Source organism: Bradyrhizobium sp. dw_78, assembly GCF_018449525.1.
Taxonomy (GTDB): Bacteria; Pseudomonadota; Alphaproteobacteria; order Rhizobiales; family Xanthobacteraceae; genus Bradyrhizobium.
The window spans coordinates 317,136-328,734 of sequence record NZ_JAAVUS010000004.1 but is presented as its reverse complement, the minus strand read 5'-3'; the positions used below and the strand labels follow the sequence as shown (position 1 = coordinate 328,734).

Here is an 11,599-nt window from a genome sequence, read left to right as displayed (position 1 = left end):
CGGTTAAACCGTAAAACCACGACAATATGCGTCCGAAGCGGGCGTGTCCATGCTGTCGAGGAGCCGACGCGCCGGACAAGGCGTCATATCGAGGAAGACGAAAATAGCGCCACGCAGCCGCGCTTTTCGTTTCTCATGCGATTAGGTTTGCCATGCCGCTGTTTGCAACATTTTGCTGCGCTTTGGCGCCCTTGACTCGGAGCGTCGGTCGCTCCGCTGTAGCACAATAAGTGTACCTGGTATCAGTAAGGGCAGCGCCGACGGTGACCACGATTTCCACAAGCAGGAGGGCGCTCGCAGCAAGCTCGGCGGCCCGGCTTCGGGTCCAGCTATCGCATCCGACGCCGTGAAATTGCCGTGAGGCCAGCCGCGATGCCGCGCGTGGGCTCGAGGTGGGGAATAGTCGTACTCGCTTGTTCTTTCATCGCAGGCTGCGCATCTCTCAATTATCCTGTCAATACGCCACTTTCGGTCGAGCATGGTGCAGGGCTGCCGTCGATTCCTGACGTCGGCGGTGAAACTGCGATAGCACTCTCGTTCTCCGGCGGAGGTACGCGTGCTGCGGCCTTCGCCTTCGGCGTGCTTCGCGGGCTCGACGAAATGCCGGTGGCGGGCGGCAGCAAGCGCCTCGACCAAATCGCCTTCGTTTCGGGCGTATCCGGCGGTTCGGTGACGGCAGCCTATTTCGGGCTCAAAGGCAGGGCAGCGCTTGCCGACTTCCGCGAGCGCTTCCTGGTTCGGAACGCTGAAGAGGGCTTGAGAACGAATATTGACTTGAACAATCTCGCCGCAGGATTTGGCGGTGGCGTCAACGACGCGAGCAGATTTCCGGCCTGGCTCGACGCCAACCTGTTCGATAAAGCGACGATGGGCGACCTGATGCGGTTCGGCAAGCCGATTGTCTGGATCAATGCGTCCGACCTTTTCAATAGAACGCCGTTCGTATTCTCGCAGACGACGTTCTCGGCGCTGTGCAGCGATCTCCGGACTTTCCCGTTGTCGCAGGCCGTGGCGGCTTCCGCTGCTGTGCCTGTCGCTTTCGTCCCAATCGTGATCGAAAGTTTTCCGGAAGCCTGCAGCCCGGCTCCCTCGGCATGGGCCGGTCGCGTGCTGGCCGATCGAAATAGCGGAGCGCAGGTGCGGGCCTTCGCCCAAGCGCTGGCACGTTACCGCAATCCCGATCAAATGCGCTACCTGAAGCTCGCCGACGGCGGCATCACCGACAATTTCGGCCTGTCGGGGCTCGTCATCGCCCGCGCGGCGGCTTCTCAACCCTATATGCCGCTGACAGCGGACAAGGCTGTGCAATTGCGGCGCGTCATATTCATGGTCGTCAACGCAGGCCAGGCTCCGAACGGCAATTGGTCAGGCACCCTCGAGGGTCCTTCCGGTACGGACCTGCTCGACGCCGTGACGGACACGGCGATCAGCTCCGCGGTTCGCAGCGGCTTTGATGCCTTTCGCCTGAGTATCCGCGAATGGGAGGCGGCGACACGAAAATGGCGGTGCGCGCTTCCGCACGCCGAGGCGCGCCGGCTCGGCGCGCCGCTCAACTGGCGCTGCAGCGATATCAGCTTCGAGATCACCGAGCTCTCGTTCGACCGGCTCGAGCCCAAACTGGCTGCCAGGCTATCGGCTGTGGAGACGCGCTTCAAATTGCCTGCCGAAGAGGTCGATCTGGTGAGCCAGGCGGGGTTCGAGGAGGTTCTCGACGATCCGATCCTCGCTGCCGCCCGACCGCGTCCGCGCCAAAGCCGTTGAAATCACGGGACCTTTGGAATGATTTATTGAAATTTGTAGCTCTTGATTCAGACCGAGGCTCCGCGCGCAGTAGACCAAAAAAAGCGAAGGCAGTGTTGAGCGGGCGGCGTCATGACAGTAAGAAATATCGGGCTTGGCATTTCGATTGGCATGCTGTTGTGCGCAACGGCGGCTCATGCCGACGAGGGGCTGGTCGGGTTTGGTCGTCTCGCCGGCGAAACGCCTGCTCAACCTCGGAAGTCGCCGGCGACACCTCGCAAAACCAGGAAGCCCACGGTGTCTTCCGGCAAGACTGTCCCGGCTGCGGCGGACCCGTTTGGGCCGGTCCCGACGGACAAGATATCGTTGGCGAACGTGGCGCCTGGCCTGATCGCTTATTTCAACAATGGGCCTGTTTTCGGGTTGCCGGGAACGGTCACGGGCGACATCTGGAATCGCACGCAACTGCTTGGTGATTGGGGTGGTGTACGAACGGATTTGGCGCGCAACGGCTTTTTCTTCGACATCTACTCGACGAGCTACTATCAGGATGTCACGTCCGGTGGCCTCAAGACCGGCGGCGCGTTCGTCCAGAGTACCCAGGTTTCAGTCAATGTTGACACCGGCCGTGCAGGCCTCTGGTCCGGCGGATTGATCCATTTCACGGCGCAGGCCCGCACCGGCGATAACCTGCCGAATACATTTACGGCCGGTACGGTCGTGCCTCAATACGCGGGCCTGGTGTTGCCCGACCCGACGCTCGGCAACAGCATTCTTCCATCCGAATATTTTCTGGTCCAGGCGTTGAGCAAGCAATTCAGCGTCGTATTGGGAAAAATCAGCGACGTTTTCATTCCGGATCAAACGGCATTCGGGAACAGCTACAAATATTATTTCTCTAATTTCAATTTCAATAAAAACCCGATGACGACCAATTTCTACGATCCGACAGCGCTCGCCGCGCTTGGGGTTTGGGCCTTTAGTCCGAAATTCGCGATCGCCGGCGGCGTACTCGATCCCAACAGCAAGGCCGACAATCTCGCGTCGAATGCATTTGACCGGGTCAACCTGTATTTGACTTCGGTCATGTCCTACGACGTTGGGGGATTGCCTGGTCAATTCTCCCCGGCGGTCAACTGGTCCAACAAGCCAAAGTTGGATCTGGAAATGCCATTGGGGCGCTTGACGTCCGTGTCGGCGGTGACCCAGGCCGTCGGCGGACTGCTCGGGGCGAATTCACTCGATGGCCTGCCCACTTACTACAGGAGCGAGAGCTGGTTCGCGATCGCCAACGTCTCGCAGTATCTTTTTGTAAAAGACGATCCGGCAACCGTCGCGGCAAAGTTGAAGAGCGGCCAGGTGGTCAACGGCATCGGCGTCTTTGCGCGGGTCGGATACGCCCCCGAAGAAACCAACACGATTACGCGCGATGCAAGTATCGCGCTGTTTGCGCACGGAATGTTTGACGTGCGGCCATACGACAGCTTCGGCGTCGGTGTTTACTACAATCAGATCAGCAGTGAATTCAAGACAGATATTGTGCAGCTTACCAACGGGACATCATCCGCGAACGACGAGACCGGGATGGAAGTTTTCTACGATTTCGCCATTACCCCGGCGGTCCGACTGATCCCGAGCTATCAGCACATTTGGCATCCGCTGAACGCTGAAGTCGCCGAGCATCACACCAGCTCCGATATTGTCCAGACTCGCCTTACCGTGGCGTGGTGATCCTGCGGATCATCACGAACGACTCTGCAGATACTTGTAAAGGAGATCAGGATGAAACGAGCGGTAATTGTCATGACCGCGTGCGTCGCGCTGGCGCTTCCGATCGTCGCGAAGGCTCAGGTCGCGGGCTCGACCCTCATCGGGGTCGCCGCAGCCGAATTGCGCGCCGTCGCACTCGGATGGAGCGCGAAGCGTCAAGTGCTTGGCCAATCGGTCTTCAACGAGAAGGCCGAGCGCGTTGGTGCAATTGACGATATCCTGATTTCTCCCGACAGGGCGGTGTCCTACGCCATCATCAACGCCGGCGGGTTTCTCGGCGTCGCAAAGCACGATGTCGCCGTTCCCGTGGATCAGCTCAAGTTGGTCGGCCACAAGCTGATACTGGCGGGCGCCACGCGCGACGCGCTCAAGGAGACGCCGCCCTTCGAATATTCCGTGAAATAAGTCCCGCTAGCGCGTCCTGCATGGTGCGCAAGTCATCCCGACGTTCATCAGACAGGAGAGATCGATGGCCTTCGTCAATCCAATTCTCGGGACTATGCAACGAGCGGTAAGAGAGGCGCTGGGCGCGCACTGGAAACTGTTTATGTTTCAGGGCGGGGCGATGATCGTACTGGGAATCCTCGCCATCGCCGCTCCTGTGGCGGCTACGGTCGCAGTCGATCTTTACGTCGGATGGCTGTTCCTGATCAGCGGACTGTTCGGCTTGATCGCGCTTTTCTCGATCAAGGATGTGCCGGCGTTTCTCTGGAGTCTGCTTACGGCCGCATTGTCCCTCGTGGTGGGGATATTGTTGATTGGCAAGCCGGCGAGCGGGGCGCTGTCGCTTACGATAGTCCTCACGGCGTTCTTTGCCGCCGAGGGTGTCTTTCAGATCGCGACCTCGATCGCTTACCGCCATATCATTGTCGGCTCGTGGATCTGGATGCTGATCAGCGGCCTGGCCGATCTCGCGTTGGCCGGGGTCATCATCGCGGCATGGCCGGTGAGTGCGGCCTGGACGCTGGGGCTTCTGGCCGGCATCAATCTGATCACGTCGGGCTACGCGATCTTCATGGTCGGGTTGGCTGGGCGAAGCTTCGCCCGTGAGGCGCTCCCGGGCGTTGCGGCGGCAGGCTGATGCGCATTGCGGCCACGCTCCCCGCAAAGGGCCGAGACCTCCGCCTCGACCTTTTTCGCGGATTGGCCAATTGGGGGATTTTCCTCGACCACATCCCCAACAACGTGGCCAACTGGATAACGACACGTAATTACGGGTTCAGCGACGCTGCGGATCTGTTCATCTTTATATCCGGCTATACGGTGGCGTTCGTGTTTGCTAGGACGATGATCGAGCGCGGGTTTATCGTCGGAGCGTCGAGGCTGATCAAGCGCGTCTGGCAGATCTATGTCGCTCATGTTTTCTTGTTCGTGTTCTATCTCGCGGAGATAGGTTATCTCGCGCAAAAATACGGGAAAGCCAGCTTCGCCGATGAGTTCAACATCCGGGGCTTCCTGAGCAATCCCGCTCAAACCTTGTTCGAGGGGCTGATCCTCAGGTTCAAGCCCGTCAACATGGACGTATTGCCGCTGTACATCGTTTTGATGGGAATATTTCCGCCCGTTCTTTGGGTGATGCTGCGAAAGCCGAATCTGACGCTGCTGATCTCCGCGCTGCTTTATGTTTTGGCGCGCCAGTTCGGCTGGAACCTTCCTGCCTATCCGACCGGCGTCTGGTATTTCAATCCTTTCGCCTGGCAATTCCTGTTCGTGTTCGGGGCCTGGTTCGCGCTCGGAGGCGCCGGCTCGTCGATGCGTCTTATCCGTTCGAAGTCTCTTCTTGTGCTCGGTGCGGGCTATCTGCTGTTTGCGCTGATCATCACGATGGCGGCGCGGTATCCGGGGCTCAGGGACCTGATTCCGGCCAACGCCTACGGCTTCTTCATTCCCAACGACAAGACGAACCTCGCGCCGTATCGGCTGATACATTTCGTGGTCTTCGCATTCCTGGTCGTCCGGCTGCTGCCACGCGACTGGGCGGGTCTCGAATGGCCGCTATTCCAGCCTGCAATCAAGTGTGGCCAGCAATCCCTGGAGGTTTTTTGCGTTGGAATTTATCTTTCATTTATCGCGCACTTCGTTCTGGTGGAAGTGTCCGGCGCAATATGGATGCAGCTCTTGGTCAGTGTTGCCGGCATCGCGGCCATGACGGCGGTGGCGTATTATCGGTCGTGGTCGAAAAATCTCGACAAGGTTTCGAGGACGGTACCGGCAACGTCGTCGTCTGTCGCGGGATGATGCAGGCATTTGCGGCGATTTGGAACGTTTAATTGGGGTTGACGCAACAGCTCTGCCAAGTTGCCGCACAGGGCAACCAACAGCAGCGGGAAATAGACGTTATGGACGAAGTAAAACCGTCGCAGGTGATTTCTGCTTCCGGGAGCGAATTTGACGTCAGCGGCGCGCTCGATCGATTCCTGGACGGAATTGGTCTGGCCTCCGCCAACACCGGGGGAGCTATCGAGTTCATCGGCGCCGATCCGATCTACGAAAGCCGCCATCGCATTGGCGCCTGCATGGCCATCCCGATGATGGGGGCAGCCGTCGGCGCAGCGACGGTCTGGGAAATGCGGACCGGACGCGGTCAGGACCTGTCGCTTGATTTGCGAAAGGCGATCCACGGCGTCAATCCTCTTTACAGGTTCAAGCCGACGGTCAACGGCTACGCCTATCAAATGCCCTACAGCCAGGGCAACCATATGATGTTCGACCTGTATCTCACCAAGGACGGACGCTGGGTGCTGCCGACCGGTATCTATCCGCACATGACGAACGAATGGTGCGCGTTGCTTCGCTGTTCACACGAGAAAAACAGCGTCGCCAACGCGATCCTGAAATGGGACGCGCTCGACCTGGACGACGCGGCGGCCGAAAACAACATGATCTTCGCGGTCTGCCGCTCCGAGGACGAATGGGCCCGCCATCCGCAAGGCGAATTGCTGGCGTCCAAGCCGCTGATCGAGATCGAAAAGATAGCTGACAGCGATCCAGAGCCTTTTGCTCCGGCCGATCGTCCTTTTTCCGGGCTGCGCGTATTGTCGGCGACGCACGTCATCGCTGGCAATGTCGTCTCGCGGACTTTGGCCGAACAGGGCGCCGAGGTCCTGCAAATTGCGCGTCCGCAGGAGTTCGAACACGAGGTCCTGGCGATCGACCCGACGGCCGGGCACCGGTCGGCATGGCTCGATCTCAAGTCTCCCGAGGGGAACAAAAGAGGCCATGCGTTGGCTGCCGCGACGGATGTGTTCGTCGACAGCTATCGCGGGCGAAGCCTGAGCAATCTCGGTTTCTCGCCGCAGGAACTGGCTGCGAGGCGTCCGGGCATCATTTATTGTTCGGTCCGCTGTTACGGCTATGAGGGGCCGTGGGCCAATCGCGGTGGCTTCGATATGGAAGCGTTGTGCGTGAGCGGTTTCACCTTCAATGAGGGTACTCCCGACCGGCCCAAGATGCCGCCGACCTTTGTGATGAACGATTATATTGCCGGCTATATGGGGGCGGCTGGCGTGACGGCGGCGCTGATCCGCCGCGCCCGTGAGGGCGGCAGCTATCACGTCAAGATTTGTCTGACCCGCAATTCGATGTGGTATCCGACTCTTGGCCTGCTGGAGCGTGGCGATCACGACTTCACAGGCGAGCAGCACAAATTGCTGGCGCCGGACGCGATCACGCGGCAGACGCCGTATGGCGAGATCGTTCGATTGGCACCTGCAGTGCAGTTCTCGGAAACGCCGGGCGGCTGGAATGATCCAATCGTGACGGTGCGTGGCTCGTGCAGGCCCGAATGGTTGCCTGTCCGATAAGCCAACATAAGGAATCCTGTCGTAACCTCGGCCGTTCATTCCTCAAGCAGGGAAGGGGTTCTGGCAGAATACTTCAGACGGGTGGGCGCGCACGCTACGATCCGGCTCGGCGCGTGCTAGGCCCATTCGTCGAGAAGGAATTTGGCCGATTGGAGATCCGCGTTTCCGAAGCCCTCGGTAAATCTGCGATAGATGGAGCGTAGCAGATCGCGCGCGTCGCCAACGCGCCCTTGAGACCGCCGCAAGCGCGCGAGCCGCATGGCGGTTTGCAACTCCCACCACAAATTCCCTTGACTGTGTGCCATTTCCAGCGACCGAAGAAACTGATCCTCTGCAATGGCCATGTCCGCTCGCTCTAAGAAAATCTCGCCCTTGATCCGCATCGCGTCGGGCACCCACCCGAAAGCATGGTTGCGCCCGGTTTGCTCGATTGCCTCGTTGATGGCAGCAAGGCCGTCGTCGAGACGATTAGCTTTCGTGAGAATCTCGGCCAGGCTGCCGAGGAACGCGGCGTAGAGAACTTCGTATTGGGTCTGGCGAAGCCCATCGAGGCTGGCAAGCAGCAGCCGTTCTCCATCCGCGAGCGCGCCTCGTTTGGCCGCCAATTGTCCCTCGAATCCGAGCGCGCAGGCATAATAGCTGCGGAAGCCATGCACTTCGGCCAGCTCTTTGAGGTGCATGATCGAATATTCGGCCGTCTCGATATCGCCGCGGCCAAGCGAAACGATGCAGCCACCCCAAACCAGCGAGAAACACAACGAGACCGGATGGCTGCGGGCCCGTGCGTCGGCCAGAACGGTGCGCGTTAACTTGGCCGACTGATCGAGCAAGCCCTGGTACCAAAGAGCGTGGGCCAAGACGCAGCCGGCCTGTACCGATTGGTCAATGCCGAGACGCGCGATTTGAGCCCGGCGTATGAGGGGGGAACTGCGGTCGCGCGCCCGCTTGGCATGGAGCACGGTTCCGGCGCAGTCGCCCAGGGCAAGAAGCGTGGAACTCAGCATGCAATCCGCTGTCGAAAGCGCAACCGGATCGGCAAGGGTATGGGCAATCGCCTCGGATCGACGCGCGAGCGCGAGCGCGGCCTGGGTATCTCCCAGACGAATACGAAAGAGAGTGAGACCATTGAGCGCGCGGAGTTGATAGTCGGGATTCTGATGCCTTTCCGCAAGCTCGCTTGCCCGCGTCAGCGCGGCGCGCGCGGCAGTGCTCATACCCTGAGCGAACATGAGTGAAATGCCAAAGACGGTTTGCAGTACCATCTCCTGGGGAGTTCCCCGGTCCGCGTCATCGAACGCGTCAATGGCCTTCCCCATCCAGTCGTGACATTCCGTCAGCAATGACATGTCGAGCCAGATGGGCGCCGAAGCTGCCGCCATCGCCACGGCGAGCGATCTGTCGCCGTTCGGTGCGAATGCCCAATCGAGCGCGGCACGAACGTTGTCTATTTCAATCTCAAAGCGGGCAAGGCCGGCTTCCGGATCGCCACTTCCGGCCGTTTCGAGCAGGTCTCGGTAGTACTTCGCGTGGCGACGGGAAACCGCGTTTCGCTCGCCGCTTTGCTCGAGCTTTGAAAGGGCATAGACCCGCGTGATTTCAAACAGCCGGAAGCGGACCGTTCCTGAACCGACGTCGGTTGCGATCAGGGATTTCGTGACCAGGCTCGCTATTCTGTCCGCGATATCCGAGGCGATCCAGTCCGTGTCGGCCGCTACCGCAAGTGCGGCATCGAGCGTGAAACCGCCGACAAAAATCGAAAGCCGCAGGAACAGCATCTGCTCTTCCTCGCCGAGCAGGTGGTAGCTCCAGTCGAGCGCTGCGCTGATGGTTTGGTGCCTCGATGCGGTAGCGCGACGGCTTCCCGTCAGCAGCTGCAATCGGTCATCGAGGAGAGCGGCCAATCCGCGAACGCCGAAAGTATCGACCCGGGCGGCTGCGAACTCGATGGCCAGCGGGATCCCGTCCAGCTTGCGACAGATGTCGATGGCGCTGGCGACGTCGTCGTCAATCAACTCAAAGTTGTTCATCGTCGCTGCGGCGCGTTCAACGAAGAGCTGAATAGCCGGAAACGCCAGAGCCTCGCCGGCGCCAAGCAGGGCAGATGGAGATGGGCTCTCCAGTGCGGATAGTCGATATACCTGCTCACCTTCGACGCGCAGAGGCTCGCGGCTGGTCGCCAGAATCTTCAGGCCGCGCGCGCCTTGCAGAATTTCCATGGTGAGAATGGCGGACGCCTCGATCAAATGCTCGCAATTGTCGAGCACGAGCAGCATCTGCTTGTGCTTCAAGGCCGTGATCAGGCCGGGGTAGGGGTTGTCAGACCGGATCTCGAGTCCGAGGGCAGATGCCAGGGCGGTTGGCACGAGGCGGGGCTCGGTTATCCTCGCCAGATCTATCAGCCAGACTCCGTGCTCGTAATCCGGTATCAGTTTCTCCGCGACATCGAGGGCGACAGCGGTTTTGCCGATGCCGGCTGGGCCGGTGACGGAGATCAGGCGGTTTAGGGAAAGCCTGGCGTCGATCGAACCGAGCACATCGGATCGGCCGATAAGCGGGGTCAGGCAAGCAGGTAAATTGTGCTGGTTGTTCGACGCCGGGGGGGCGGCGGCGGGGGCTTGTAAGACGGTGACCGGCGCCACGAAGCGGTAACCCCGGCCCGGGATGTTGACCAGATATCTGTTGCCCGCGCGGCCATCGCTGAGCGCTCGTCGCAAAGCGGCAATATGGACCGTAAGGTTGGCAGGCTCCACGTTGGTGTCGGGCCAGACCCGAGCCATCAGTTCGTTCTTGCTGATGAGTTCACCCGCGGCCTCGACGAGGACGATCAGGATATCCAGAGCTCGACTGCCGAGACGGACCGGTTTGTCGCCTTCCAGAAGCAGTCCTTGCTTGGTGAACAGCCGGAAGGGGCCGAACAAAAGCGCAAAATCACCATTGAGGTTCTCAGGTGTGAGTGTTTCTGTCAGATTCACAGGCAAGTTGTATCCATTGGATTTTGAACGAACGGTGGATTTGTTTGCGGAGACGACCATGGTCCATCCATAGTCCAGGTAGCTCACACCAGTTGTGTGGGGAGGACGATGCTGACCCGCATCAGGTCATGCTTTATCTTCCTCGACGGCGGCTGAGGCGATGCGCTCCGGGTGGATGTCGCCATGAGAAGCAGGCAATCTGCGCTCCGTCGTCTCCCGATGCTGAAGGGGCGCATCGCTCCAAAGAAGCCTTGGACCGGAAATTTTGCAACACCCTTGATGCCCGCAAGATGCTGTCCAATGAGAGCTATACCGGACGCTCGTTAGATTGACTGCGGCAAACGAGTCATGATCGAAAACAATCACCATCTGGGGTTCCACGCCATTCTTGTCTATTCGTCTCACCGTTTGATCGATCGGCTCACGATCGACCGTTGCGACATCACCCCGGGCGGCTGGAGATATGACATTGTGCATTACCGTTCGACCATGCTGATCTGAATTCGGAATTTATGGGAAAAAAGCTATCGTTACTTCGATCGCCATCAGTTTTGGCAAAGCGCCGTTGCTTCGCAAGGCCGGATCGCCTTGACGAGGTTAGATCGATCACGTCGGTGACTTTCCCTCGGGGCGAGGTTTCGGTTGGGCAGTACCACGTCGGAACGAATCTTCAGTTGCAGCTCGGAGGCTAGTGCGGCGGGCATGAGCGACGAGCTGACGACCGGCGCCAGATCGATAAACCAGACTCCATGATCATAGGCAGGGAGCAACTCCTCGGCCGCGGTGAGGGCGACCGCGGTCTTCCCGATGCCGGCCGTGCCGGTCAGGGTGAGCAGTCGCTGCGTCGAAAGCCGATGCGTAACCTCTTTCAGAATCGTGGCTCGGCCGATCAGGCGTGTCAGTTGCACGGGCAGGTTATTTGGCGCCGCCGTCACTTGCAGCTCGGCTGGCGCCGGTGCATCGGAAAATGTGATGGGGCGACGAACCGATAGCCTCGACCGGCGCCGTTGACGATGTACCGGGCGGCGGCCCGTCCGTCGCCAAGCGTGCGACGCAAGGCGGCGATGTGCATGGTAAGGTTGGCTTCCACCACCAGCGTATCGGGCCAGACGATGTTCACGAGGTCGCGTTTGCTGACCAGATCACCGGCCCGATCTGTCAGCGCGACCAACAGGTCCAGCGTCCTGCCGCCGAGGCGTACGGGCTTGTCGCCTTCGAACAGCAACCTTTCGGAGGCAAACAAGCGAAATGGCCCAAGCAGGAGAGCACGTCCCTCGGGAGCCGCAGCTCGGTCGCTAACGCCTGCCTCGCTCT

General features: G+C 59.9%; 10 protein-coding genes. 7 read left to right on the top strand and 3 right to left on the bottom strand.

What is annotated here, in order from left to right:
* Window positions 1-372: 372 nt before the first annotated feature.
* The 6 genes from HB630_RS13430 (at window position 373) to HB630_RS13405 (ending at window position 7,313) form a co-directional block, all read left to right on the top strand.
* Complete coding sequence (locus HB630_RS13430; RefSeq protein WP_213772726.1) at window positions 373-1,761, top strand: patatin-like phospholipase family protein; 1,389 nt, start codon at window positions 373-375, stop codon at window positions 1,759-1,761.
* 111 nt (window positions 1,762-1,872) lie between these two features.
* Window positions 1,873-3,471 carry a carbohydrate porin gene (locus HB630_RS13425; protein ID WP_213772725.1) on the top strand — a complete coding sequence of 533 codons (1,599 nt, stop codon included), beginning with the start codon at window positions 1,873-1,875 and terminating at the stop codon, window positions 3,469-3,471.
* A 51-nt stretch (window positions 3,472-3,522) separates the two neighbouring features.
* On the top strand, window positions 3,523-3,915 hold the full coding sequence (locus HB630_RS13420; RefSeq protein WP_213772724.1) for a PRC-barrel domain-containing protein: 393 nt from the start codon (window positions 3,523-3,525) through the stop codon (window positions 3,913-3,915).
* Between the two features lie 64 nt (window positions 3,916-3,979).
* Window positions 3,980-4,591: a DUF308 domain-containing protein gene (locus HB630_RS13415; RefSeq protein ID WP_213772723.1), complete on the top strand. Its 612-nt coding sequence runs from the start codon at window positions 3,980-3,982 to the stop codon at window positions 4,589-4,591.
* Window positions 4,591-5,748, top strand: coding sequence for an OpgC domain-containing protein (locus HB630_RS13410; RefSeq protein WP_213772722.1), 1,158 nt, complete (start codon window positions 4,591-4,593; stop codon window positions 5,746-5,748). The genes HB630_RS13415 and HB630_RS13410 overlap by 1 nt, the downstream gene beginning before the upstream one ends.
* 101 nt (window positions 5,749-5,849) lie before the next feature.
* Entirely contained in the window at window positions 5,850-7,313 is a 1,464-nt protein-coding gene (locus HB630_RS13405) for a CoA transferase (RefSeq protein WP_213772721.1), read from the top strand.
* A gap of 116 nt (window positions 7,314-7,429) precedes the next feature.
* On the opposite strand, the gene HB630_RS13400 is transcribed toward HB630_RS13405, so the two are convergent.
* Entirely contained in the window at window positions 7,430-10,345 is a 2,916-nt protein-coding gene (locus HB630_RS13400; protein ID WP_213772720.1) for a winged helix-turn-helix domain-containing protein, read from the bottom strand.
* A gap of 288 nt (window positions 10,346-10,633) precedes the next feature.
* On the opposite strand from HB630_RS13400, the gene HB630_RS13395 reads away from it, so the two are divergent.
* Window positions 10,634-10,786, top strand: a complete 153-nt coding sequence (locus HB630_RS13395) for a hypothetical protein (protein ID WP_213772719.1) — start codon at window positions 10,634-10,636, stop codon at window positions 10,784-10,786.
* 44 nt (window positions 10,787-10,830) lie between these two features.
* On the opposite strand, the gene HB630_RS13390 is transcribed toward HB630_RS13395, so the two are convergent.
* Window positions 10,831-11,220, bottom strand: coding sequence for a hypothetical protein (locus tag HB630_RS13390; RefSeq protein ID WP_213772718.1), 390 nt, complete (start codon window positions 11,218-11,220; stop codon window positions 10,831-10,833).
* The gene (locus HB630_RS13385; RefSeq protein ID WP_213772717.1) at window positions 11,217-11,510 is read right to left on the bottom strand and encodes a winged helix-turn-helix domain-containing protein; all 294 of its coding nucleotides are present in this window, start codon (window positions 11,508-11,510) and stop codon (window positions 11,217-11,219) included. The genes HB630_RS13390 and HB630_RS13385 overlap by 4 nt, the downstream gene beginning before the upstream one ends.
* Window positions 11,511-11,599: the final 89 nt, after the last annotated feature.

Excerpts from the sequence above, each read along its gene's own strand:
- HB630_RS13410 (WP_213772722.1), top strand. The coding sequence starts at position 4,591 with ATGCGCATTGCGGCCACGCTCCCCGCAAAGGGCCGAGACCTCCGCCTC.
- HB630_RS13425 (WP_213772725.1), top strand. The coding sequence starts at position 1,873 with ATGACAGTAAGAAATATCGGGCTTGGCATTTCGATTGGCATGCTGTTG.
- HB630_RS13400 (WP_213772720.1), bottom strand. The coding sequence starts at position 10,345 with ATGGTCGTCTCCGCAAACAAATCCACCGTTCGTTCAAAATCCAATGGA.
- HB630_RS13395 (WP_213772719.1), top strand. The coding sequence starts at position 10,634 with ATGATCGAAAACAATCACCATCTGGGGTTCCACGCCATTCTTGTCTAT.
- HB630_RS13420 (WP_213772724.1), top strand. The coding sequence starts at position 3,523 with ATGAAACGAGCGGTAATTGTCATGACCGCGTGCGTCGCGCTGGCGCTT.
- HB630_RS13405 (WP_213772721.1), top strand. The coding sequence starts at position 5,850 with ATGGACGAAGTAAAACCGTCGCAGGTGATTTCTGCTTCCGGGAGCGAA.
- HB630_RS13415 (WP_213772723.1), top strand. The coding sequence starts at position 3,980 with ATGGCCTTCGTCAATCCAATTCTCGGGACTATGCAACGAGCGGTAAGA.
- HB630_RS13430 (WP_213772726.1), top strand. The coding sequence starts at position 373 with ATGCCGCGCGTGGGCTCGAGGTGGGGAATAGTCGTACTCGCTTGTTCT.